This is a genomic window from Streptomyces sp. NPDC012508, assembly GCF_042902595.1.
Classification (GTDB): domain Bacteria; phylum Actinomycetota; class Actinomycetes; order Streptomycetales; family Streptomycetaceae; genus Streptomyces.
Genome location: NZ_JBIBEO010000010.1, coordinates 399,593 through 421,755 on the forward strand (window position 1 = coordinate 399,593; position 22,163 = coordinate 421,755).

At 71.9% G+C, this 22,163-nt stretch carries 22 protein-coding genes and 1 riboswitch; of the genes, 12 read left to right on the forward strand and 10 right to left on the reverse strand.

The window, feature by feature from the left end:
* Positions 1-14 precede the first annotated feature (14 nt).
* Both ACFY8U_RS31925 and ACFY8U_RS31930 read left to right on the forward strand, forming a co-directional pair.
* Complete coding sequence (locus tag ACFY8U_RS31925) at positions 15-2,333, forward strand: alpha-N-acetylglucosaminidase (RefSeq protein WP_389575687.1); 2,319 nt, start codon at positions 15-17, stop codon at positions 2,331-2,333.
* 85 nt (positions 2,334-2,418) lie between these two features.
* Complete coding sequence (locus ACFY8U_RS31930; RefSeq protein WP_361437531.1) at positions 2,419-2,838, forward strand: Rieske (2Fe-2S) protein; 420 nt, start codon at positions 2,419-2,421, stop codon at positions 2,836-2,838.
* Here ACFY8U_RS31930 and ACFY8U_RS31935 read toward each other — a convergent pair.
* On the reverse strand, positions 2,825-3,484 hold the full coding sequence (locus tag ACFY8U_RS31935; RefSeq protein ID WP_389575688.1) for a cysteine hydrolase: 660 nt from the start codon (positions 3,482-3,484) through the stop codon (positions 2,825-2,827). The genes ACFY8U_RS31930 and ACFY8U_RS31935 overlap by 14 nt on opposite strands.
* Before the next feature lie 119 nt (positions 3,485-3,603).
* On the opposite strand from ACFY8U_RS31935, the gene ACFY8U_RS31940 reads away from it, so the two are divergent.
* Complete coding sequence (locus ACFY8U_RS31940; RefSeq protein ID WP_361765686.1) at positions 3,604-4,062, forward strand: pyridoxamine 5'-phosphate oxidase family protein; 459 nt, start codon at positions 3,604-3,606, stop codon at positions 4,060-4,062.
* A gap of 55 nt (positions 4,063-4,117) precedes the next feature.
* Here the strand turns inward: ACFY8U_RS31940 and ACFY8U_RS31945 are convergent, their stop codons facing one another.
* Positions 4,118-5,023 (reverse strand): LysR substrate-binding domain-containing protein, encoded by a 906-nt coding sequence (locus ACFY8U_RS31945; protein ID WP_389575689.1) that lies wholly within the window; start codon positions 5,021-5,023, stop codon positions 4,118-4,120.
* A 73-nt stretch (positions 5,024-5,096) separates the two neighbouring features.
* Here ACFY8U_RS31945 and ACFY8U_RS31950 point away from each other — a divergent pair, with 73 nt between their 5' ends.
* Positions 5,097-6,191: a DMT family transporter gene (locus ACFY8U_RS31950; protein ID WP_389575690.1), complete on the forward strand. Its 1,095-nt coding sequence runs from the start codon at positions 5,097-5,099 to the stop codon at positions 6,189-6,191.
* 71 nt (positions 6,192-6,262) lie between these two features.
* Here ACFY8U_RS31950 and ACFY8U_RS31955 read toward each other — a convergent pair whose 3' ends face one another.
* Positions 6,263-7,594 (reverse strand): aminotransferase class I/II-fold pyridoxal phosphate-dependent enzyme, encoded by a 1,332-nt coding sequence (locus tag ACFY8U_RS31955; RefSeq protein ID WP_389575691.1) that lies wholly within the window; start codon positions 7,592-7,594, stop codon positions 6,263-6,265.
* Positions 7,595-7,629: 35 nt separating this feature from the next.
* Here ACFY8U_RS31955 and ACFY8U_RS31960 point away from each other — a divergent pair, with 35 nt between their 5' ends.
* Both ACFY8U_RS31960 and ACFY8U_RS31965 read left to right on the forward strand, forming a co-directional pair.
* Positions 7,630-8,295 (forward strand): pyridoxamine 5'-phosphate oxidase family protein, encoded by a 666-nt coding sequence (locus ACFY8U_RS31960; protein ID WP_389575692.1) that lies wholly within the window; start codon positions 7,630-7,632, stop codon positions 8,293-8,295.
* Between the two features lie 10 nt (positions 8,296-8,305).
* A complete protein-coding gene (locus ACFY8U_RS31965) occupies positions 8,306-8,944 on the forward strand; it encodes an FMN-binding negative transcriptional regulator (RefSeq protein ID WP_389575693.1) in 639 nt (212 codons plus the stop codon).
* 30 nt (positions 8,945-8,974) lie between these two features.
* On the opposite strand, the gene ACFY8U_RS31970 is transcribed toward ACFY8U_RS31965, so the two are convergent.
* The 3 genes from ACFY8U_RS31970 to ACFY8U_RS31980 all read right to left on the reverse strand — a co-directional run bounded on the left by ACFY8U_RS31970 (position 8,975) and on the right by ACFY8U_RS31980 (position 11,682).
* Positions 8,975-9,916 carry a DMT family transporter gene (locus ACFY8U_RS31970; protein WP_389575718.1) on the reverse strand — a complete coding sequence of 314 codons (942 nt, stop codon included), beginning with the start codon at positions 9,914-9,916 and terminating at the stop codon, positions 8,975-8,977.
* 195 nt (positions 9,917-10,111) lie between these two features.
* Positions 10,112-11,098, reverse strand: a complete 987-nt coding sequence (locus ACFY8U_RS31975; RefSeq protein WP_389575694.1) for a DMT family transporter — start codon at positions 11,096-11,098, stop codon at positions 10,112-10,114.
* 41 nt (positions 11,099-11,139) lie between these two features.
* Entirely contained in the window at positions 11,140-11,682 is a 543-nt protein-coding gene (locus tag ACFY8U_RS31980; RefSeq protein WP_389575695.1) for a Clp protease N-terminal domain-containing protein, read from the reverse strand.
* Between the two features lie 197 nt (positions 11,683-11,879).
* Here ACFY8U_RS31980 and ACFY8U_RS31985 point away from each other — a divergent pair, with 197 nt between their 5' ends.
* Positions 11,880-12,089 carry a hypothetical protein gene (locus ACFY8U_RS31985; protein WP_361597369.1) on the forward strand — a complete coding sequence of 70 codons (210 nt, stop codon included), beginning with the start codon at positions 11,880-11,882 and terminating at the stop codon, positions 12,087-12,089.
* A gap of 69 nt (positions 12,090-12,158) precedes the next feature.
* Positions 12,159-12,587 (forward strand): SRPBCC family protein, encoded by a 429-nt coding sequence (locus ACFY8U_RS31990; protein ID WP_361597366.1) that lies wholly within the window; start codon positions 12,159-12,161, stop codon positions 12,585-12,587.
* A gap of 78 nt (positions 12,588-12,665) precedes the next feature.
* On the opposite strand, the gene ACFY8U_RS31995 is transcribed toward ACFY8U_RS31990, so the two are convergent.
* A complete protein-coding gene (locus ACFY8U_RS31995) occupies positions 12,666-13,295 on the reverse strand; it encodes a PadR family transcriptional regulator (RefSeq protein ID WP_389575696.1) in 630 nt (209 codons plus the stop codon).
* 148 nt (positions 13,296-13,443) lie between these two features.
* Here ACFY8U_RS31995 and ACFY8U_RS32000 point away from each other — a divergent pair, with 148 nt between their 5' ends.
* The gene (locus ACFY8U_RS32000; protein ID WP_389575697.1) at positions 13,444-14,253 is read left to right on the forward strand and encodes a PhzF family phenazine biosynthesis protein; all 810 of its coding nucleotides are present in this window, start codon (positions 13,444-13,446) and stop codon (positions 14,251-14,253) included.
* A gap of 85 nt (positions 14,254-14,338) precedes the next feature.
* On the opposite strand, the gene ACFY8U_RS32005 is transcribed toward ACFY8U_RS32000, so the two are convergent.
* Both ACFY8U_RS32005 and ACFY8U_RS32010 read right to left on the reverse strand, forming a co-directional pair.
* Entirely contained in the window at positions 14,339-15,160 is an 822-nt protein-coding gene (locus tag ACFY8U_RS32005) for a CPBP family intramembrane glutamic endopeptidase (RefSeq protein WP_389575698.1), read from the reverse strand.
* A gap of 91 nt (positions 15,161-15,251) precedes the next feature.
* Positions 15,252-16,751, reverse strand: a complete 1,500-nt coding sequence (locus tag ACFY8U_RS32010; RefSeq protein WP_389575699.1) for a glutamate-cysteine ligase family protein — start codon at positions 16,749-16,751, stop codon at positions 15,252-15,254.
* 479 nt (positions 16,752-17,230) lie between these two features.
* Between ACFY8U_RS32010 and ACFY8U_RS32015 the strand changes: the two genes are divergently transcribed.
* Positions 17,231-17,830 (forward strand): hypothetical protein, encoded by a 600-nt coding sequence (locus ACFY8U_RS32015; protein ID WP_389575700.1) that lies wholly within the window; start codon positions 17,231-17,233, stop codon positions 17,828-17,830.
* Positions 17,831-18,159: 329 nt separating this feature from the next.
* Entirely contained in the window at positions 18,160-18,366 is a 207-nt protein-coding gene (locus tag ACFY8U_RS32020; protein WP_053648929.1) for a DUF5999 family protein, read from the forward strand.
* Between the two features lie 118 nt (positions 18,367-18,484).
* On the opposite strand, the gene gcvP is transcribed toward ACFY8U_RS32020, so the two are convergent.
* A complete protein-coding gene (gcvP, locus tag ACFY8U_RS32025) occupies positions 18,485-21,370 on the reverse strand; it encodes an aminomethyl-transferring glycine dehydrogenase (protein WP_389575701.1) in 2,886 nt (961 codons plus the stop codon).
* 179 nt (positions 21,371-21,549) lie between these two features.
* A riboswitch (glycine riboswitch) is annotated at positions 21,550-21,648 on the reverse strand.
* A gap of 114 nt (positions 21,649-21,762) precedes the next feature.
* Here gcvP and ACFY8U_RS32030 point away from each other — a divergent pair.
* Entirely contained in the window at positions 21,763-22,131 is a 369-nt protein-coding gene (locus tag ACFY8U_RS32030; RefSeq protein ID WP_361597342.1) for a PRC-barrel domain-containing protein, read from the forward strand.
* Positions 22,132-22,163: the final 32 nt, after the last annotated feature.

The window sequence follows — 22,163 nt, forward strand, 5'->3', positions numbered from 1 at the left end:
GAGCAGGGAGCCAGATGGGCAGCCCCCCGGTCATCCGACGTCTCAGGACCCTCGCCGTCGTGGCGCTGGCCACGGCGACCGTGCTGGCACTTCCGGGCACGGCCGCCTCGGCCGCGCAGAACGCCGCCCCACCCCACACCCTCGTCCGTACGACCCCACCCCACGCCGTCGCCCCACCCCACACCCTCGTCCGTACGACCCCACCCCCCACCATGCCCCATACCGCCGCCCCCGCTTTCGACCCCGCGCCCGCCCGGGCGAGCCTGAAGCGGCTGCTGCCCTCCCGGGCCTCGCAGTTCACCCTGGTCCCGGTCGCCGCAACCGCCTCCGGCGACCACTTCTCCGTGTCCGGCGGGCCCGGCGCGATCCGGGTGCGGGGCACCTCCCCCGCCACTCTGCTCACCGGCGTCGGCTGGTACCTGGAGCATGTCGCCGGTGTCGACATCGGCTGGCCCGGCGACAGCATCGGCCGGCTGCCCGCCAGACTCCCCGCCGTCGACGGCGAGATCACGCGCGCGGCGAGCGTGCCCCATCGCTACGCCCTGAACGACACCGACGAGGGCTACTCCGGCCCGTACCGCGACTTCGCCTCCTACCAGCGCGACATCGATCTGCTGGCCCTGCACGGGGTGAACGAGGTCTTCGTCCCGACGGGCGCCGAGTACACCTACTACCGCGCGCTCCAGGACTTCGGTTACAGCGAGGCCGAAATGCGCGCCTGGATCCCCGGCCCGGCCCACCAGGGCTGGTGGCTGCTGCAGAACCTCTCGGGGTTCGCGGGTCCGGTCTCCCGGCAACTGGTCGAAGCACGCGCCGCGCTCGGTCGGCGGATCGCGGACCGGCTGCGCTCGCTGGGCATGACGCCCGTCCTGCCGGGCTTCTTCGGTACGGTCCCGCCGGGCTTCGCCGACCGCAACCCGGGCGCCATTACGGTGCCGCAGGGCACATGGCTCGGCTTCGACCGCCCCGACTGGCTGGATCCGACGGGTCCGGTCTTCGACCGGCTCGCCGCCACCTACTACCAGGTCCAGCAGCGGAAGTTCGGCGACACCGACATGTTCAAGATGGACCTGCTGCACGAGGGCGGCACCCCGGGATCGGTGGACGTCCCCAGCGCGGCGGGCGCCGTCCAACGGGCCCTGGACAGCGCACGCCCCGGTGCCACCTGGGTGATGCTCGGCTGGCAGCGCAACCCGTCCCCGGCCGTCCTGAGCGGCGTGGACCGCAGCCGGGTACTCATCGTCGACGGGCTCTCGGACCGGTACGACGACCTGGACCGGGAGACTCAGTGGGGCGGGACGCCGTACGCCTTCGGCACGATCCCCAACTTCGGCGGCCACACCGGTGTCGGCGCCAACACCGGCGCGTGGGTCGACCGTTTCCACACATGGCTGGCGAAGCCCGACAGCGCGCTGCGCGGCATCGCGTATCTGCCGGAGGCCACCGGCGGCAGCCCCGCGGCCTTCGAACTGTTCACCGAACTCGCCTGGCAGCCGGGCCCGGTCGACCAGGCGGCATGGTTCTCCGCGTACGCCTCCCGCCGCTACGGCGGTGAGGATCCGCACGCGGCCGCCGCGTGGGAGCAGTTGCGCCTGGGCCCCTACAGCATGCCGTCCAGCGGCTGGAGCGAGCCGCAGGACAGTCTGTTCACCGCGCGGCCGAGTCTGACGGCGGTCCGCGCCGCCCGCTGGAGTCCCACGGCGATGCGCTACGACGCGACGAGGGTGGAGAAGGCGCTCGCGGAGCTGCTCCAGGTGGCTCCGGAACTGAGGACCACGGACGCGTACCGCTTCGATCTGGTCGACGTGGCCCGCCAGGCGCTCACCAACCGCAGCCGCGTGCTCCTCCCCCGGATCAGGGCGGCGTACGAAGGGCGGGACCTGACGGTCTTCCGGGCGCTGGTCGACGAGTGGAACGCCGACGAGAAGCTGCTCGGCCGGCTGGTCGGCTCCGATCCGCGCTTCCTGGTCGGGCGGTGGCTCGCCGCCGCGCGGTCCTGGGGAGCGGACGCCGCGGAGCGCGACCGGCTGGAGTACGACGCCCGCACGATCCTGACGACCTGGGGCGACCGTGTGCACAGCGAGAGGGGCCTGCGCGACTACGCCAACCGCGAGTGGTCCGGTCTGATCCAGGACCTCTACGCCCCGAGGTGGGCGGCGTACTTCGCGCAGCTCGACGATGCCCTGGTGAACGGTACGGCTCCGGCCGCCGTCGACTGGTTCGCGGTGGACGACGCCTGGGCGCGCGGTCATTCCTCCTACCCGACCCGTCCGGCGGGCGATCCGGTGGCGCTCGCGGGCGAGGTCCTGGAGGCGCTGCGATCGGGTTCGTAACGCGTTGAACTTTTCGGCGCTCCCGCTCGTACTCCCTCCTACCAAAGTGATCGCGTCGGTGTGATCGGAACGCAAGGGGAGTGCGATGAGTGGAGTAGCACGTCGGACGGTCGTCTCGGCGGCGGGTGGCATGGGTCTGGTGGCCGCGCTCACCGCCTGCGGCGCCTCGGACGGCGGGTCGTCGGGAGGCGGTTCGGGTGACGCCCCGAAGGAGGCGGGGACACCGCTCGCGAAGACCGCGGACATCCCGGTGGGCGGCGGCAAGGTCATCGACGGACAGGGAGTGGTGATCACCCAGCCGAAGGCCGGCGAGTTCAAGGCCTTCTCGTCGAAGTGCACCCATCAGGGCTGCGCCGTCAGCGGTGTCGCCGACGGGGTCATCACCTGCCCGTGCCACCAGAGCCTGTTCGACGCCTCGGACGGCAGTGTGAAGGGCGGACCCGCCACCGCCGCGCTGCCGCCGACGCCGATCAAGGTGGACGGGGACTCGATCACGCTCGCGTGACGCGCCGCGGGCTCTTCCAGCAGCGCAGCACCTCCTCGGTGGTGGCGACGGTGGAGACGAGCGCGAGCGTGTGACGGATCATCGCGGGGGTGTAGTCGGCCGGCACCCCCGCGATGGCGTCGCCGGGCACGACCACGGTGTATCCGAGGTTGACCGCGTCGAAGACGGCGTTGGGGATCGCCACGTTGGCCGAGACGCCGGTGACGACGAGGGTGCGGCAGCCGAGGTTGCGCAGCAGCGGGTCGACGTCGGTCCCGGCGAGGGGCGAGAGCCCGTGCAACCGTCGTACGACGATGTCCTGGTCGGCGACCTCGATGGGTGCGGCGATCCGTACCGCCGTGCTGCCGCTGTGCTGCTGGACGGGGAGCCGGGCGGCGGCCCGGAAGAGCCGGGCGTTGCTGTTGGCGCCGCGCCCGTCCGGCCTGCGTTCGGCGACGGCGTGCATCACCTGCACGTCGGCCTCGTGGGCTGCCGCGACGAGCCGGGCGACGTTGGTCAGCGCGCCCGACGACCGGGCGGCGGTGGCGAGTTCGGGCAGGGCACTGTTGCTGCCCACGACGCCCTGCTGGCACTCGACGGTGAGCAGCACCGTGCCGGACGGTTCGAGCTGCTCCTGGAGCTGGGCCCACTGTGTCGTGCTGGTCATGGTCTCCCCTGTCCCGCATCGCCGTACTCCGGGCGGGCGAGGCTAGCCACCCTTGCCCCAGGAGGGAAGAGCGCCCATGATTTCTGACACTTCATCAGACTTCTGGAAAGGGGCGGTCGATGGCCGTCGCACAGCGCCGTGGACGCCGGATCATGATGACCCCGGCCGAGTTGGACACCTTCCTCACCGAACAGCGCACCTGCCGGGTCGCGACCGTCTCCGCGGACGGCCGTCCCCATGTCGGCGCGCTCTGGTTCGTCTGGGACGGGACCTCGCTCTGGCTCTACTCCCTCACCCGGAGCCGCCGTTGGGCCGAGCTGCGCGGCGACCCGCGCATCGCGGTGGTAGTCGACGACGGTGAGGAGTACGGCGAGCTGCGCGGCGCGGAGCTGTCGGGCAGTGCGGTCTTCGTCGGCGAGGCACCGCGCACCGGAGAGCCGTGTCCCGAACTCGACGTACCCGAAAGGCTCTTCGCCGCCAAGAACTTCGGTATGGACACGATGCCGCACGACGGCCGGCACGCCTGGCTGAGGCTGACCCCGGACGCCGTGGTGTCCTGGGACTTCCGCAAGATCTAGCCGCTCAGGCGCGCCGCCGCGTTCGCGGAGGGCCGGACCCCGGCGCCTGTGCCCGTCAGCTGCTCAACGGCGCCCCGACGCTCCGCAGCGCCTCGACCGCCGCCCTGATGGACGGCCGCCGGTCGGCGTCGCTGCGCCAGGTCGCGTAGATGTGCCGTTTCATCGTCTGCCGTACGGGCACCAGCACCACCCCGTCCGGCGTGGGGCCGCGGCCGAGGCGCGGGGTGACGCACACCCCGAGCCCGGCGGCGATCAGCGCGAGCTGGGTGTGGTGCTCCGCGGCGAGATGGGCGATGCGCGGCTCCATGCCCTGCGACCGCAGGGTGAACATCAGCCAGTCGTGGCAGAACTCACCCTCGGGCCAGGAGACCCAGTCGTCGTCGCCGAAGTCGACGAGATCCACCTCGTCCCGTGCGGCCAGCGGATGGCCGGCGTGCACGGCGACGTCGGCCGCGTCGTCGAGGAGGTGGGCCCGCTCGAGCCCGCCCGGCACCGGAGCCTTCTTGTTGCTCCAGTCCAGGACGATCGCCAGGTCGGCATCGCCGCGCAGCACCTCGCGGATGCCCCGCTCCGGCTCCAGCTCGGTGGTCTTCACCCGGAGGTCGGGGTGGGCGGTGCGCAGCGCGGCGAGGGCGCCGGGCAGCAGCCCGCGCGCCGCCGTCGGGAAGGCCGCGATCCGCACCTCGCCGACGACCTGGCCGCGCTGCGCCTCGATGTCCGACTGGGCGAGCTCCACCTGCGACAGGATGCGTGCCGCGTGCTGGGCGAGCAGCAGGCCGGCGTCGGTGAGGCGTACGCCCCGGCCGTTCTTGGCGAGCAGTTGCTGGCCGATCTCCCGCTCCAGCTTGGACAGCTGCTGCGACACGGCCGACGTGGTGACGTGCAGGCCGTCGGCCGCGCCGCTGACCGATCCGTGCCGCGCGACGGCGTCCAGGGTCCGGAGGCGCTCCAGGTTCAACATGTAAGCAATTCTAAGCGAAGAGCTTCATTTAATCTCGCTTGTTCTAAGACATGGGAGCGGTCACTCTGGGGGCATGAGCTCCGCGACCTCCCCCGCCGCCCGCCTCCCACGTCTGGTCGACTGGCGGATCCGCTTCGGCGTCCTGGCCCTGATCTGGGGCTTCAGCTTTCTCTTCATCAAGGTCGGCACAGAAGGGTTCGCGCCGTTCCAGGTGACCTTCGGCCGGCTGCTGTTCGGTACGGCGGTGCTGGCCGTCGCCATGGTGGTGAAGCGGGAGCGGCTGCCGCGCGGCTGGCGCACCTGGCTCCATCTGACGGTGGCCGCGTTCCTGCTGAACGCGCTGCCGTTCTCCCTCTTCTCGTACGCCGAGCTGACCATCCCCTCGACGCTGGCGGGCATCTGCAACGCCACGACACCCCTGTGGGGCATGGTCCTCTCCCTGGTCGCGCTCTCCGAGGACCGGCCGACGCGGGTGCGCGCGGCGGGCCTGGGCATCGGCTTCATCGGGGTCCTGACCGTGCTCGGCGCCTGGCAGGGCTTCTCGGGGCTCGATGTCACCGGCACCGCGCTGGCTCTGCTGGCCTCGTTCAGCTATGCGGTCGGCTGGATCTACGTGCGGCGCACGCTGGCCGGCAACGGGGCGTCGAACCTCTCGCTCGCCGGCACCCAGGTCGGCATCGCGACGCTGCAACTGGCGGTGGTGACACCGATGTTCACCTCGCTCCCGTCGTCGGTCGAGGTCGTTCCGCTGCTCGCCGTGATCGCGTTGGGCGCGCTGGGCACGGGGTACGCGATGCTGCTGCAGTACGGACTCGTGGCCGAGGTCGGCCCGACGACGGCGGCGATGGTCACCTACTTCATCCCGGTGATCGCCACGGCGGCGGGCGTCGCCGTCCTGGACGAACACCTCGGCTGGAACACCCCGGTCGGCGCCGCCATCGTCCTCGCGGGCGCGGCCCTGACCCAGCGCCGAGGCCCGTCGAGAAAGCCGCAGCGCACGATCCGAGCGACGGCGTCACCGACCGCGTCACGGACCGCGTCACCTCGTGCACTGCCCACCGCATCGCCGACGGCGTCCGGAGCAGCAGCTCAAGCCGTCGCCCCGGCCGTGCCCTCGGCCACGCCCCCGACCCCCTCGCCGGATCACCACCCGGCCGGACGCCCGTAGGGCACGGCGGAGCGCGGCCTCACCCGTGCTCCGCCCTCCGGCGGTGGATCACTCCTCCGCCAGGCCGGCCCTCAGCCGTAACTCCGCGCCGGCGCCGGGCCCGACGCGATCGCCAGCGCGTCGGCCAGGGGCTCGATGTCCCCTGGCGTCAGACCGGAGACGGTGACCCGGACGGCCGGGCCGGCCGTCATCCGGAAGCGCGCTCCGGGGGCGACCGCCCAGCCCGCGCCCAGTAGTCGGGTCACCGCGCCCGTCTCGTCGGAGACCGGCACCCACACGTTCATCCCGCTCCGTCCGTGCGCCTCGACGCCACGCCGCTCCAAGGCCCGTACGAGCCCGTCGCGCCGCTCCGCGTACGCCCCGGCGACGGCCGCCGGGTCAACGGCGCCCGTCGCCCACAGGTGCGCAACCGTGTGCTGGAGGATTCTGCTGACCCAGCCGGGCCCGAGCCGCTGACGCCCGAGGACCCGGTCGACGGTCTCGGCGTCGCCGGTCAGCGACGCGATCCGCAGATCGGGGCCGTACGCCTTGGCGACCGAGCGTACGAAGGCCCAGTGCCGGGTCACCCCGGCCAGCGGGGACAGAGGCAGGTCGACGATCCCGTGACCGTGGTCGTCCTCGACGAGCAGCACGTCCGGGTGGGCCGCCAGGACGTGCCGCAGGGCGGCCGCACGGTCCGCGCCGACGGCCGCACCGGTCGGGTTCTGTGCGCGGTCGGTGATGATCACCGCCCGTACGCCGTCGCGCAGCGCCCCCGCCACCGCCGCGGGCAGCGGCCCCTCGTCGTCGACGGCGATCGGCACGGGCCGCAGTCCGAGCGCGGGGACGAGGTCGAGCAGGCTGCCCCACCCAGGGTCCTCGACGGCGACCGCGTCACCGGCCCTGAGGTGGACCGCGAGTACGCGCTCGATCGCGTCGAGCGACCCCGAGGTGACGGCGATCGGGCCGTCGGGGACCCCGTCCGCGTCCAGCGCGGCGCGGGCGAGCCGCGCGAACTCCTCGTCGACGGGAGCCTCCCCGTACATCCCGGGGCGCTCGGCCGCCCGCCGCGCCGCCTCGGAGAGCGCCGCGCCGAGTGAGGGCAGCAGGCCCGGGTCGGGGTTGCCCTTGCTGACGTCCCGCACTCCGGCCGGAGCCTCGACCCGGATCGAGCCGCGGGCCGTCGTGGCGGGTCTCGGCCGCACCCGGCTGCCGCGCCGGCCGTCCGTCTCGATCACCCCACGCTCCCGCAGGGTCCGGTACGCGGCCGCGACCGTGTTCGGATTCACCCCGAGCGTGAGCGCCAACTCCCGCATGGGCGGCAGTAGTTGCCCTGGCTCCAGCGCACCCTCACCGACCCCGCGTTCGACGCTGGCGGCAATCTCCGATGCGCGACGACCTTGGATCCGATACTCTCCTAGCACAAAAGACATTATGCACTAGTGCAATGGAGAGCGCAATGACGGATACCTACGAGCCGACCGAGCGGACCATCCCCACCCGCTCCCGCCACCGCGCCTCGTACGACCGCGCGTTGGTGCACTCGATACTCGACGAGGCGTACGTCTGCCACCTCGGCTTCGTCCGCGACGGCGCCCCGGTCGTGCTGCCGACCCTGTACGGCCGGATCGGCGACCGGCTCTACGTCCACGGCTCCACGGGCTCGCGCCCGGTGCGGATGGCGGGAGGCTCGGGCCCCGGGGCCCCCGGACTGCCCGTCTGCCTCACCGTGACGCACGTCGACGGCCTGGTCCTGGCCAAGTCGGCGTTCCACCACTCGATCAACTACCGCTCGGTCGTGGTCCACGGCACCGCCCACCAGGTGACCGACCCCGAGGAGCTGCGCACCGCCCTCGACGCCCTGGTCGACCACGTCGTCCCCGGCCGTGCGGACGACTCCCGTCCGGCCAACGCCAGGGAGCTGGCCGCGACCGCCGTCCTGCGCCTCGACCTCGACGAGGTCTCCGCCAAGGTCCGCGCGGGCGGCCCGAACGACGAGCCGGAGGACGCGGCCCTCCCCCACTGGGCCGGTGTGATCCCCGTACGCAGGGCCTACGACACCCCGGTCCCGGCGGAGGACCTCGATCCGTCCGTCGCCCTGCCCGCCTACCTCACCGCCGTCTGAGGACCGTGCCATGCTGATCCATCCCTGGGACGCCGCCCACGACTCCGGCGAGTGGCGTGACTGGCTGACCCGCCACGACTTCGGCCAGCTCGCCGTCAACGGACTGCCCGGCGAGCCGCCATGGGTCCAGCCGATGCACTTCCGGTACGACTCCGAGCCCGGCCCGCACGGGCAGGTGATCGCCCATCTCGCCCGCCCCAACCCCCTGTGGCCCGCGCTGGAGGCGAACCCGACGGTCCTGCTGAGCGTGGTCGACGACTACGCCTTCGTCCCCGGCCCGTGGGCGGCCCCGGAGGGAGCCCCGCCCGAGCGCGGGACCCCCACCTCCTTCTACGCCGCCGTCCAGCTGCGCTGCACGGCGCAGGTGATCGACGACCCGGCGGAGAAGGCCCGGCTCCTGAACCGCCAGGTCGCCCACTTCCAGCCGGAGGGCGGCACCGCCCCGGTCACGGCCGGGGAGGCCCCGTTCGGCCGCCTTCTGCCGGGCCTGCGGGTGCTGCGCCTCGACGTGACCGACGTCCGGGCCAAGTTCAAGTACGCGAACCACAAGCCAGAGCCGGTCCAGGACCGGATCGTCGAGGGACTGACGGCCCGCGCGACCCGAGGGGACACCGAGGCGGCGGCCCACCAAGTACGCCGGCGCGCCTGAGCGACGCGCCGGGGGTGCAGACGGCCCGGGCTAGGCAGCCGCCTCCCCGCGTCGGACGGCGGCGTCCCGGGCCTCGGCGAAGGCCAGCCCGGTCACCGCGGTGAGCAGGAGCAGCGTGCCCGCCAGAGTCGCCGGGGTCAGCTCCTCCCCCAGCACCGCGACCGCGATGACCGCCGCGCTCACCGGCTCGAGCAGCATGATCACGGATACGGTCGCCGCGCGCACCACCGCGGCCCCGGCGAAGTAGAGCGCGTAGGCGAGCGCCGTCGGCACCGCCGCCACGTACACGAGCAGTCCGAGCACCTCGGCGGGCTGCCCGGTGTGCGGGAACAGCCCTTCCGCCGCGGCCATGGGCAGCAGCCCGACCGCGCCGATCGCGAAGGCCCAGGTGGTCGTCGAGAGGGCGTCCGAGCGGCCGCCGTCCCGCCCGAGCCACCGGGTGAGCAGGGTGATCGCCGCGTACCCGGCCGCCGAGAGGACCGCGAGAGCCACTCCGAGCGGCCTCACCTCACCGCTCTCGCCGCCGAGCACGAGCACGGCCAGTCCGGCGAGCGCCCCGCCGACGGCTGCGGCGCCGCCGCCACCGAGGCGTTCGCCCATGGTGAGCCGCGCCCCGAGCGCGATCATGACGGGGCCCGCGCCGAGGGTGACGACGGTGCCGACCGCGAGCCCGGTGGCCTCGACGGCGGCGAAGTAGGCGCTCTGGAAGACGGTCAGACCGATCCCCGTCCCGAGGATGCGGATCAGCCGGCGCCGGCGCGGTTGTGCCGGCGCGGCGGCGGTGGTGCGCTGCCGGGGGCGCAGGGCCAGCGCCCCGAGCAGCAGCACCAGGCCGCCGACACAGCGCCAGAAGGAGAGCGCCAGCGGGCCCATGTCGCTGACCCGGAAGATCAGCGAGGCCGCGGCACCGGCGGTGCCCCAGGCGATTCCGGCGACGATCAGGTAGAGCAGGCTCCGCCCGACGGCAGGCATGGCTGCCGCGGACGCGGAGGAGGAATTCGACACGTGCTTCTCCGTGTGAAGACGGGGTGGTGTGGTCGCTCGACTCCGCGCGCGGGCAGCGACGAACCGCTCGGGGACTGCCCGAGCCCGGTCTTCGTCAGGGGGAGCGCCGCCCGCGCCTAGGCGGCGGGAGGCGGAAGGACGGTCGAATGCATGATCGGCACCCTACGGGGCCGTGCGGCCGGCCGACAACTCGGCCTCTCGGGGGCCCGGCTCCGAACCGGCCACGGGCTCCGCCGAGGACGCCTTCGGCGTCGACGACTGGGCGATGAATGCGCCGACGAGGACCACCGCGCCGCCGATGATCTGCGGCGCCGCCAGATGTTCGCCGAGCAGCACCCAGGCCAGGACGGTCGCGATCACGGCCTCGAGACAGGCGACGACACCGGCCACCTGCGGCGACAGCCGGCGCACCGAGATGACACCGGTGACGTACGCGAGGACGGTGGCGATCAGCACGATCCAGCCGATCAGCAGCCAGGCCGGTGCGTCGGTGCCGTTCATGTCGGCGCTGCCGGCGAGGACCGACCACTCCATGCCCCACGGCCGCGCGACGACGGTGAGGACGAGCGCGCCGAAGAGGAGGCCGTACGCGATGACACCCAGCGGGTCGGCCGGGTCGGACTCGTCGCCGCCCTGGTCGGAGAGGACGAAGTAGCCCACCTGGCAGCAGGCCGCGCCGAGCGCGAGCAGGAGTCCCAGCAGGTCGAAGGTGAGTCCGGACCAGACCTGGACGACGCAGGCGAGACCGCCGACGGCGAGGACGACGCCGAGCGCGGCGGCGCGGGTGACGGGCCGGCGCTGGACGAAGCGGACCCAGCCGAGGACGAGAGCCGGGGCGAGGTACTCGATGAGCAGGGCGACGCCGACCGGGATCCGGGAGATCGAGGCGAAGTAGAAGGCCTGGACACCGGCGACGGCGAGGAGGCCGAAGCCGGCGAGGAGAGCGGGCTTGCGCCGCAGGAGGTCCCGGTGGCGCCAGGCCACCGGCAGCATGACGAGGGCGGCGCCGGCCACCCGGAGCCACACCACATGGAGCGGGTCGAGTCCCGCCTCGATGAGCGGCTTCGCCGCCACACCTGAACCGCCGAATGCGAAGGCCGAGGCCAGGGCGAGTCCCAGGCCGGCGCTTCTCCCCTGAGACGCGTGCATCCGGCCATCATGACAGGACGACGTCAGGAGCGTCACCCCTGTCACACCTGTTGAGACAGCTCCCCGATCCGGTCGGCCAGGGCGAGCGGATCGACGCCTGCCCGGCGGAGCACCTCGACGGCCCGGCTCTCCTGATCGGAGGCGATGACGGCCAGGAGATCGAGGCCACGGGCCCGCTGGTCTCCGCGGAGTTCGGCCCGCTCCCACGCGCCGTCCATCGCGGCGGCCGCCGCGGGCGACCAGCCGGCCGCCGCGGCTTCCGTGTCCCGTACGACGTTCAGGGCGCCGGAGTCCTCGACCGAGCCGCGCCAGCGCAGGCCGTAGCCGATGGAACGCTGGACGAGATAGCCGAGCACGCGCGCGAGCTGCGGCGGGCCGCCCTCGAAGGCGGCGCCCACCTCGTGGTCGGACTCGATGAGGGAGTGCAGCAGATGGGCGGTGTCGATCTGCCGGTCCCCGTCGCGCAGGGCTCGGCGGCGCGCGCTCGCCACGACCGTCGCCAGTTCGGCGGTGAATCGGCCGAGCTGGATTTCCGGGCGGCGGGCTGGGGGCTGCTGAGGCACGCGTGGGACAGGGCTTTGCACCCTCCCACCTCATCAGCCTCCGGCGGCGGGAGCATCCCCGGCGAGGAGCATGTGCGCATCCCACCGAAGGTGGGCACACGCGAGCGGCCCCTCCTCCTTCAGGAGGAGATTGCGCGCTTTCACGCCCGAGGGGCGCGCGCCGCCTTGCTTTGCGCCCCCCATGCAACCACGGCGCCCCTCCGTTTCGTCTCCTGGACATGTTCTGGATGGTCGCCCTGCCCGCGCTCGACGGGCGGCAGTACGTCTACCGCGTGTACGCGCCGCGGGAAGCACTGCCGGCCGATCTCTTCTGGGCCGCGTTCCACTGCCACGACGAGGGCGGCGGACCGCGGGCCTCCGACTGGTTCGACGCCGCGCGGATCTGGTGGATCGGTGACGTCGAAGAACTGACGGTTCATCAGTATTGAATGTTCGCGGCCACCCGGCTACGTTCCGCGACACCAGAGTCGGACGGAATGCGTGAAGGGGTGGATCGCATGGCCGAAGTCAGCGCGGAGGCACGGATCGAGGCGCCGGCCGAGAAGGTCTGGGCGCAGCTGACGGACTTCTCCTCGTACGGCGAGTGGAACGCCACCCACACCAACTTCCCGAACGGCGGCCCGACTTCACTGGAGACGGGCGCCACCTTCGCGGAGAACATGAAGCTGATGGGCTTCCCCGCCGAGGTGACCTGGACGGTGGAGGAGCTGGAGACCACCCGGGTGCTGGCCATCCGGGGCAAGGGCCCGATGGGGGTCGTCGTCGGAACGCGGTACTCGCTGGCCGCGGAGGGGGATGCCACCACGGTACGGATCGACGGCGAGTTCACCGGCGCGGCCGTCTCCCTCATGGCGGGCAAGCTGAAGGACTCCGCGACCGCCGCACTGAACGAGTCGCTCCGCAAGCTGGCCGGCCTGGTGGCCTGACCGGGTCCGCGCCTCCGACCGACGCGACACGGAGGGCCCCGCGGCGATCGCCGCGGGGCCCTCCGGGCTTTCGGGCACTCAGTGCTCGTCGGCCAGAATCAGGTACAGCTTCTTACGGGCTTCGTTGATGACCGCGACGGCCTTCTGCCGCTGCTCGGCGCTGCCGGTCTTCCAGACCTGGCCGAACGCCTCCATCAGGCCGAAGCCGGCCTGCCGGATCTCGTTGACGGCCTCCCAGTCGACACCGCGCCCGGCCTCCTCCCAGGGAGCCTCCGGCCCCGACTCGGCCTCGGCACGGCCGGCGTCGGTGAGCGTGAACAGCTTCTTGCCGCCCTCGCTCTCGCTGGTGATCAGCCCCTCGTCCTCGAGGAGCTGCAGGGTCGGGTAGACCGAGCCGGGGCTGGGCTTCCACGCCCCGCCGCTGCGCTCGCCGATCTCCTGGATCATCTCGTAGCCGTGCATCGGCCGATCCTTCAGGAGCGCGAGGATCGAGGCGCGCACATCCCCGCGCCGCGCCCGTCCCCGGCCGCCGCCTCCGCGGCCTCGTCCGCCTCCGAAGGGGCCTCCGCCCCACGGTCCGCCGCCGAAGCCCGGCCCGAACTGTCCGAAGGCGGCACGCCGCCCCTCGAAGTCACCGCGAGAGCCTCCCCGACCACGAGGGCCGGGTCCGCAGTCTCCATGTCCGTGTTCGTGTCCATGTGAACGCATCGCAACGCTCCTTCCATCGGGTACATCGTCGAACTGTCGCGATGCCTCAACGATATATCGGAACAGTTCGTTTGCCAACACTCGATCGGTCCAGTCGGCCCGGATTGGCCTTGGCCTGCGGCTTCGCGGCCCCGATACGGTCCGTGCCATGCGGATCCGAATCGTCGACGCGTTCACCGACCGCCCCTTCTCCGGCAACCCGGCAGGGGTCCTCCTCCTCGACTCCTTCCCCGACGACCACTGGCTCCAGAAGGTGGCCGCCGAGGTCAACCTCTCCGAGACGGCCTTCGCCCACCCGCTCCCCCCGGGCGGGGAGGCCGACTGGGCGCTGCGCTGGTTCACACCCGCCACCGAGGTCGACATGTGCGGCCACGCCACGCTCGCCACCGCCCACGTCCTGCACACCACGGGCGCCGCGACCGGAACCGTCCGCTTCGCCGCCCGCTGCGGTGTCCTCGCCGCCACGACGGCGCCGGACGGCACCATCACCATGGACTTCCCGACCTCGTCGCTGACCCCCGTCGCGGCCCCCGACGGGCTCGACAAGGCCCTCGGCGCGGAGATCGTCTCCGTCCACGACACCGCCGCGCACATCGGCGATCTCCTCGTCGAGCTGCGCGACGAAGTCGCGGTCCGCTCCCTGACGCCCGACCTCACGGCCCTGGCCGGCCTCTCCGAGCGCGGAGTGATCGCCACCGCCGGGGCCGAACAGCCCGACCGGGGCTACGACTTCGTGTCCCGCGGCTTCTTCCCCCGCGTCGGCATCGACGAGGACCCGGTCACCGGCAGCGCACACACCGCGCTCGCCCCCTTCTGGTCGGCGCGCCTCGGTCGCGACGACCTCACCGGATTGCAGGGCGGCGCGCGCACAGGGATCGTCCGCACCCGGTTGCGCGGCGACCGCACCCTGCTGACGGGCCACGCGGTCACGGTCATCGACGGCGAGCTGAACGCCTGAGTCCTCCTCCGAACAGCGAGAAAGGGGTGTACGGCCGTCGCCGTACACCCCTTCTCCCGCCTCGGGCCTGCGCCTGCGCCTGCGCCTACACGGTGGGCAGCCAGTCCACCCTTCCGGCCAGCAGGCCGTATCCGACGAAGGCCACGATGTCGAGCAGCGCGTGCGCCACCACCAGCGGACCCACGCGCCCCCAGCGGCGGTAGAGGTAGACGAAGACGACGCCCATCACGACGTTGCCGACGAAGCCGCCGATGCCCTGATAGAGGTGGTACGAGCCGCGCAGCACCGAACTCGCCACCAGGGCCGCCGTCGGCGACCATCCCAACTGCCCGAGCCGGCGCAGCAGATAGCCGACGACGATGACCTCCTCCAGTACGGAGTTCTGGATCGCCGACAGGATCAGCACCGGGTACTTCCACCACACGTCCGGCAGCGACTCGGGCACCACGGTCAGATTGAACCCGGCACCGCGCGCCGCCAGATAGAAGGCGAGCCCTGCGCTTCCGATCCCCGCCGCGACCAGCGCTCCCCGGCCGAGATCGGGCCAGGGGCGCGTCCGGTCGAAGCCGATGGCGCGCAGCCCCGAGCCCTCGCGCAGCAGCAGATGGGCGACGAGCACGACCGGGACGAGCGCCGAGGCGATGCCGAAGAGCTGCCAGGCCAGATCGAGCCAGGGGCGCCCGGGCGTGTACGAGCCGTTGAGCGTCGCCGCCTGCTCCTTCAGCCCGCCGGGCTTGGTCAGCGCGCCGGTGAAGCTGATCAGGGACGACAGGGCGCTGGCGCCGAGCGACAGCGCCAGCACGATCAGCGTCTCGGACCTCAGGATCCGGCGCGGCAGGCCGTCGGGCGGAAGGGCAGCGGGCACCACTCGTTGATCCGACACCACACCTGTTCTCCACTTCCCCATCGCGTTCCGGGTACGGAGATCATGCGTGACGGGCGGGTGCGCGCGCCATTCCGGGTGGCTGACGGGCCGGGGCGCGCGCCGTTCCGGGTGGCTAGTCGATCCCCACGGGCCACCGGTGGACCGGCTCGCCACCGTGCATCAGCTCGGTGTATCTGCGGGTCGTGGCCGCCAGGGCCGCCTCCCGGTCGAGGCCGGACTCCAGCGCCTTGTGGAACGTGTCGGCCTGCCAGGAGGCGCCGTTGACCCGCCCCCGGCAGCGCTCTTCGATCACCCCGAGGTAGAAGTCCCGGTCCGCCGGTTCGACGTGCCAGGCGTCGAGCCCGGACGCGGCGAGCGGCAGGAGTTCGTCGAGGACGAGGCGGACCGCCGGGACGGTCGCCACCGCGCCCGTGCGGCCCGGTCGCGGCCAGCGCAGCTCCGACTCGATGCCGTGGCGGCAGGCGGTGTCGAAGTTCGCGGCGGCGTCCTCGAAGGGCAGCCGCTTCCAGATCGGCCGGGTGTCCTCCGCCAGTGCCCGGACCAGTCCGTAGTAGAAGGCCGCGTTGGCGACGACGTCGGTGACGGTCGGACCGGCCGGCAGCACCCGGTTCTCCACGCGCAGATGCGGGACGCCGTCGACCCAGCCGTAGACCGGCCGGTTCCAGCGGTAGACGGTGCCGTTGTGCAGGACGAGCTCCTGGAGCCGCGGCACCCCGCCCTGGTCGAGGACGAGGAGCGGGTCCTCCTCGTCGCATATCGGCAGCAGGGAGGGGAAGTACCGCAGGTTCTCCTCGAAGAGGTCGTACGCGGAGTCCACCCATCGCTCCCCGAACCAGGTCCTCGGCCGCACCCCCTGGGCCTGGAGCTCGGGCGGCCGGGTGTCCGTGGCCTGGGTGAAGAGCGGGGGCCTCGACTCCCGCCACAGCTCCCGGCCGAAGAGGAACGGCGAGTTGGCGCCGACGGCGATCTGGACCGCGGCTACGGCCTGGGCCGCGTTCCACACGGCGGCGAACCGGGCGGGCGTGACCTGGAGGTGCAGTTGCACGGAGGTGCAGGCCGCTTCGGGCACGATCGACGTGGCCGTGCAGGTGAGCCCCTCGACGCCATGGATGTCGAGCGTGAAATCCTCGCCGCGGGCGGCGACGATCTGGTCGTTCAGGAGGGTGTACCGGTCGACGGCCGAGAGGTTCTCGGAGACGAGATCGTCCTGTGCGAGCGTGGGCAGAATTCCGATCATGAGCACGCCGGCGTCGACCTCGCGGGCCTTGCGGTCGGCATATCCGAGACCGGTCCTGAGTTCCTCCGCGAGCCGGTCGAAAACGCGGCCACCGAGTCGGTGCGGAGCGATGTTCACTTCGAGGTTGAACATTCCCAGTTCCGTCTGGAAATCCGTGCTCGCGATGCGCTCGAGGACCGCGCCATTCACCATCCTCGGCATGCCGTCGGCGCCCGCGAGATTGAGTTCGATCTCCAGGCCCATCAGATTGCGCGGCCGGTCGAACCTCTTCTCCGCCAGGAGCCTCGCGAGCCCCGCCAGACACTGCTGGAGCTTCCTGCGGTATCTCTGCCGATCGGACAGGTCGAACCCGTCTGCCACGACCTTCTCCCCCATGGAAGCGTCCCTCCCGATCGGGCGGCCACGGCGACGGCCGCGCGTGTCACGGACGATGATGCCCATCCCGATTGATCCATAACGCCTGCGGGACGGCTTCGTTGAACGATAGGCTGGGTCAGGCAATCGTCCGGCACGTCCCGAGGGCAACCGCAAAGGACATATTCCGCGGCCATATTCATCGAAAGCATGGGGTCGATATCCGGCCGTCCGCATCGGTGAAGTCCCCGCAGGCAGATGACCTGCATACGTCGCAAATACGATGAATCACCTCCGCAGCAAGGCCGGATGGCGCCTTGTCGGCAATATCGGCGACCGCTAGAGGAAACAATGCGTGAACACGTCTCGTATAAACTCCGCGAACGAGGCAGAGTGTTGGCGCCCGGCCATGGCTTCATGGCCCCCTCGGCCCGGCAGCCCACAGCGCCGTCGTACCTGCCCACGCGTCACCGTGTCTCCTGAGTGAGAGGCGACCCATCATGCTCCGACCCTCCCCGGCCCCTGCGCCGGCCCTGCGCAGTGTCCTCGCGGCCCTCGGTTCCCCCACCGCCGTCCGCGAGGCGCGAACTCCCGCCCTGCGAGCCGCCCAAGGGCCACTGAGCCCCGAGGTGCCCCTGCCCGTCCACGTCCTCGACGTACGGGAGCAGGTCGTCCCGTCCGGGCAGGCGCCGCGTACGCGGCTGACCGGCTGGCGCTTCCTGATCAGGGGCACCGACCGGGCGGTGGCCGGCGCCGACACCATGCTCACCCCTGACGGCTGGTCCTTCTCGCACTTCTTCGAGGGTCCCTACGTCACGGCCACCGAACGCGCCCTGCTCCAGGCCGAGTCGCTGCCCACGATGTACCAGCCGCGACTGCTCTCCGTTCCGGAGCTGTACATGCTGACGCTCTGGCTGCACGGCGACACGGACGCCGACGGAGCGTCGTCCTCGCCCGACCCGGCCGATCTGCTGGTCCCGCTCGCCCCGGCACCGCCCGGCATCGCGGCCCACCGGCCGCACCGGGTCGCCGACCTGCTGCCCGTCCTCACCCTGCGACTGGCTCCCCCACCGCTGTTCGGCACCCCGGCGCCGGCCTGAACCGCCTCTACCGGGACACCCTCACGCCCCGCGGCCGGGAACGGGCCGCGGGGCGCCATACTGTCCGAACGGCCGCCTCGAACAGCCCGCCCCGTACGGACTAGCCCACCAGGGCTACCCCGAACCATCCGAAGTGACCGCCCAGTTGAGTTGAACCGCCCGCGCGGGTGATACGTCTTCATGCAGTAGGAAGAGCTGCCGTGAAATCCCTGCGGATCGCCTTCCGTAGGGGAACACTGGACCAACCGAACCGACAACGGGGGGCGGCCATGAGCACCGCATCGAGCCGCAGGACGACAGACACCACGACGCAGCGAAAGAACCCACCCATGTGCCAGCACCAGCCTGCCTGTCCCACCGCCGACTCCGCCGACCGGGAGGCGGCCCGTCTGACGGCACACCACCCGGAGCAGGGCTGGAGCCTGCTGTGCAACGGAGTCCTGCTCTTCGAGGACACCGGTGAACTGCTGCCGGACGGCCAGATCATCGCCCCGCACCGCCCGCTGACTGCGGGCCGGGTGACGACCGCCGCCTGACATCAGGGCACGTCGGGCACGACACGTACGAGGGCACACGCAAGGGCCGGCCCGGAGACAAGTCTCCGAACCGGCCCTGACTCATGCGCGGCGGGGGCCGCTCACGCGCCGCTCACGCTCAGTTGTCGTACTCGTCCATCGGCGGGCAGGAGCAGACGAGGTTGCGGTCGCCGAAGGCGCCGTCGATACGGCGGACCGGCGGCCAGTACTTGTCCGCGGCCGAGACACCGGCCGGGAAGACCGCCTCGTCACGGGAGTAGGCGTGCTTCCACTCACCGCCGAGCGCCGCCGCGGTGTGCGGGGCGTTGGCCAGCGGGTTGTCGTCCGCGGGCCACTCACCCGACGCGACCTTCTCGATCTCGCCGCGGATCGCGATCATCGTGTCGCAGAAGCGGTCGAGTTCGGTCAGGTCCTCGGACTCGGTCGGCTCGATCATCAGGGTGCCGGCCACCGGGAACGACATCGTCGGCGCGTGGAAGCCGTAGTCGATCAGGCGCTTGGCGATGTCGTCGACGCTGACACCGGTCGCCTTGGAGAGCGGGCGCAGGTCGACGATGCACTCGTGGGCGACGAGCCCGGCCGGACCGGTGTAGAGCACCGGGTAGTGCGGCTCCAGACGCTTGGCGATGTAGTTCGCCGCGAGGACGGCCACCTGCGTGGCGCGCTTGAGGCCTTCGCCGCCCATCAGACGCACGTACGACCAGGAGATCGGCAGGATGCCTGCCGAGCCCCACGGGGCGGCCGAGATCGGGCCGACGCCCGTCTCCGGGCCCGCGCTCGGCTGCAGCGGGTGGTTCGGCAGGTACGGCGCGAGGTGCGCGCGGACACCGACCGGACCGACGCCCGGGCCGCCGCCGCCGTGCGGGATGCAGAAGGTCTTGTGCAGGTTCAGGTGCGAGACGTCGCCGCCGAACTTGCCCGGCTTGGCCAGACCCACCAGCGCGTTGAGGTTGGCGCCGTCGACGTACACCTGACCGCCGGCCTCGTGCACCTCGGCGCAGATGTCGGCGACGTGCTCCTCGAACACACCGTGCGTGGACGGGTAGGTGATCATCAGCACGGACAGCTCGTCGCGGTACTGCTCGATCTTGGCGCGCAGGTCCGCGACGTCGACCTCGCCGTCGTCGGCGGTCTTGACGACCACGACCTTCATGCCGGCCATCACCGCGGAGGCGGCGTTGGTGCCGTGCGCGGAGGACGGGATGAGGCAGACGGTGCGCTGCTCGTCGCCGTTGGCGCGGTGGTAGGCGCGGACGGCCAGCAGACCGGCCAGCTCGCCCTGCGAACCGGCGTTGGGCTGGATCGACACCTTGTCGTAGCCGGTGACCTCGGCGAGGCGCTCCTCCAGCTCGGTGATGAGCGTGAGGTAGCCCTGCGCCTGCTCGACCGGGGCGAAGGGGTGGATCTGGCCGAACTCCGGCCAGGTCACCGGCTCCATCTCGGTGGTCGCGTTCAGCTTCATGGTGCAGGAGCCGAGCGGGATCATGCCGCGGTCGAGCGCGTAGTCGCGGTCGGCGAGCTTGCGCAGGTAGCGCAGCATCGACGTCTCGGAGCGGTGCGCGTGGAAGACCGGGTGGGTCAGGTACGCGTCGGAGCGCAGCACCCCGGCGGGCAGCGCGTCCTCGGTGGCGGCGTCCAGGGCCTCGATGTCGGCGGCGACACCGAAGGCGCTCCACACGGCGTCGAGCTGGGCCCGGCCGGTGGTCTCGTCGCAGGAGGCCGACACGTGGTCGGCGTCCACGAGGTACAGGTTGACGCCGGCCTCACGGGCGGCGGCGACGGCCTCGGCGGCCTTGCCCGGCACGCGCACGGTGACGGTGTCGAAGAACGCTCCGTGGACGACGTCGACGCCACCGGCCTTCAGGCCCGCGGCGAGGATCGTGGCGTACCGGTGGGTGCGCTGGGCGATGCCCTTGAGGCCGTCGGGGCCGTGGTAGACGGCGTACATGCCGGCCATGACGGCGAGCAGCACCTGCGCGGTGCAGATGTTGCTGGTGGCCTTCTCGCGGCGGATGTGCTGCTCGCGGGTCTGGAGGGCCAGCCGGTACGCCCGGTTGCCGTCGGCGTCGACGGAGACGCCGACGAGGCGGCCGGGCAGCGAGCGGGCGTGCTTGTCCTGGACGGCCATGTAGCCGGCGTGCGGACCGCCGAACCCCATGGGCACGCCGAACCTCTGCGTCGTTCCGACGGCGATGTCGGCGCCGAGCGAGCCGGGCGAGGTGAGCAGGGTCAGCGCGAGCAGGTCGGCGGCGACGGTGACGACGGCGCCGAGCTCGTGGGCCGCGTCGATGAGCGGCTTGATGTCACGGACGGCACCGGAGGCGCCGGGGTACTGGATCAGCACGCCGAAGACACCGCGCTCGGCGACCTCGGCGGGGATGCCCTCGGACAGGTCCGCGACGACGACCTCGACACCGGTCGGCTCGGCGCGGGTCTCGATGACCGCGATGGTCTGCGGCAGCGCGTCGGCGTCGATGAGGAAGACGCCGTTCTTGACCTTGCCCACACGGCGGGAGAGCGCCATGGCCTCGGCGGCCGCGGTGCCCTCGTCGAGGAGGGAGGCGCCGGAGGTGGGCAGACCGGTGAGGTCGGCGACCATCGTCTGGAAGTTGAGCAGCGCCTCGAGGCGGCCCTGCGAGATCTCCGGCTGGTAGGGCGTGTACGCCGTGTACCAGGCGGGGTTCTCCATGACGTTGCGGAGGATCACGGGAGGCGTGAACGTCCCGTAGTACCCGAGCCCGATCATCGGGGCGAGGACCTGGTTGCGGTCGGCGAGCTCACGCAGCTCCGCGAGGACCTCGGCCTCGGTGCGGGCGGCGGGCAGGCCGAGCGCCTCGGCGTTCTTGATCACGTCCGGCACGGCGGCGGCCGTGAGCTCGTCGAGGGAGCCGTAGCCGACCTGCGCGAGCATCTTGGCCCGTGCTTCGGCGTCGGGCCCGATGTGCCGCTGCTCGAACGGGATGCCCTGTTCGAGCTCGGAGAGCGGAGTGCGGTGGGCGGTCATGTACGGAGGCCTCCTGGTCGTCACGACCTGCGAGGGGCACCACGGCGCGGGTGCCCGGACGGCCTCCCCCTCTGTCATCTCAACCTGAGAGCTTCACCGGCATGCCGAAGTGGCTCGCCGGTTTTCACCGTCGGTGAGAGCGAATGCCGTCGGACTTCCGCTCTGCTTTCCAGAGTGACCTCGCCCGTGCGGTACAGGTGCCTGAGAGATTCCGGGGAGGATTTGCTCCTTCGGCGCCTCCGAAAGGTTTCTTCGGAGGACTCTCCCGCACGGTGTCGACAGCCACAGCCAGCCTACCAGCGCGGTTCCCGGACTCATCGCTCAAGTGGCCGACATCCCAGATGTGCACTTTCGTAGTCTTTGTAGAGCAGTTGCGACCAGTTGGAGGGACCGTGCAGACCGACATCGATCCGCGCAGCCTGATCGGCCGCAAGGCGTACGACCGGAACGGACACAAGATCGGCACCGTGGACGAGGTGTACCTGGACGACGCGACGGGGGTCCCCGAATGGGCGGCGGTCCGCACGGGCCTCTTCAGCCGGGACGCGTTCGTCCCTCTGGAGCCGAGCGAACTGGTCGAGGACGGCCTCCACGTCCCGTACGAACGCGCCCTGATCAAGGACGCACCGGACTTCGGCGTGGGCCGGCACCTCTCCCCCGAGCAGGAGCTCCAGCTCTACCGCCACTACAGCCTGGCGCTCCCGCCGCCGCCCTCGATGGACCACGACTTCGGCCGCCTGGCGGGCCAGGAAGACGCCTGACGCCTGGGGCCACGGCGCGGCACCACTCACGG

Coding starts and splice junctions, on each gene's coding strand:
- ACFY8U_RS31925 (WP_389575687.1), top strand. CDS start 15: ATGGGCAGCCCCCCGGTCATCCGACGTCTCAGGACCCTCGCCGTCGTG.
- ACFY8U_RS31930 (WP_361437531.1), top strand. CDS start 2,419: ATGAGTGGAGTAGCACGTCGGACGGTCGTCTCGGCGGCGGGTGGCATG.
- ACFY8U_RS31935 (WP_389575688.1), bottom strand. CDS start 3,484: ATGACCAGCACGACACAGTGGGCCCAGCTCCAGGAGCAGCTCGAACCG.
- ACFY8U_RS31940 (WP_361765686.1), top strand. CDS start 3,604: ATGGCCGTCGCACAGCGCCGTGGACGCCGGATCATGATGACCCCGGCC.
- ACFY8U_RS31945 (WP_389575689.1), bottom strand. CDS start 5,023: ATGTTGAACCTGGAGCGCCTCCGGACCCTGGACGCCGTCGCGCGGCAC.
- ACFY8U_RS31950 (WP_389575690.1), top strand. CDS start 5,097: ATGAGCTCCGCGACCTCCCCCGCCGCCCGCCTCCCACGTCTGGTCGAC.
- ACFY8U_RS31960 (WP_389575692.1), top strand. CDS start 7,630: ATGACGGATACCTACGAGCCGACCGAGCGGACCATCCCCACCCGCTCC.
- ACFY8U_RS31965 (WP_389575693.1), top strand. CDS start 8,306: ATGCTGATCCATCCCTGGGACGCCGCCCACGACTCCGGCGAGTGGCGT.
- ACFY8U_RS31970 (WP_389575718.1), bottom strand. CDS start 9,916: ATGCCTGCCGTCGGGCGGAGCCTGCTCTACCTGATCGTCGCCGGAATC.
- ACFY8U_RS31975 (WP_389575694.1), bottom strand. CDS start 11,098: ATGCACGCGTCTCAGGGGAGAAGCGCCGGCCTGGGACTCGCCCTGGCC.
- ACFY8U_RS31985 (WP_361597369.1), top strand. CDS start 11,880: ATGTTCTGGATGGTCGCCCTGCCCGCGCTCGACGGGCGGCAGTACGTC.
- ACFY8U_RS31990 (WP_361597366.1), top strand. CDS start 12,159: ATGGCCGAAGTCAGCGCGGAGGCACGGATCGAGGCGCCGGCCGAGAAG.
- ACFY8U_RS31995 (WP_389575696.1), bottom strand. CDS start 13,295: ATGCGTTCACATGGACACGAACACGGACATGGAGACTGCGGACCCGGC.
- ACFY8U_RS32000 (WP_389575697.1), top strand. CDS start 13,444: ATGCGGATCCGAATCGTCGACGCGTTCACCGACCGCCCCTTCTCCGGC.
- ACFY8U_RS32005 (WP_389575698.1), bottom strand. CDS start 15,160: ATGGGGAAGTGGAGAACAGGTGTGGTGTCGGATCAACGAGTGGTGCCC.
- ACFY8U_RS32010 (WP_389575699.1), bottom strand. CDS start 16,751: ATGGGGGAGAAGGTCGTGGCAGACGGGTTCGACCTGTCCGATCGGCAG.
- ACFY8U_RS32015 (WP_389575700.1), top strand. CDS start 17,231: ATGCTCCGACCCTCCCCGGCCCCTGCGCCGGCCCTGCGCAGTGTCCTC.
- ACFY8U_RS32020 (WP_053648929.1), top strand. CDS start 18,160: ATGTGCCAGCACCAGCCTGCCTGTCCCACCGCCGACTCCGCCGACCGG.
- gcvP (WP_389575701.1), bottom strand. CDS start 21,370: ATGACCGCCCACCGCACTCCGCTCTCCGAGCTCGAACAGGGCATCCCG.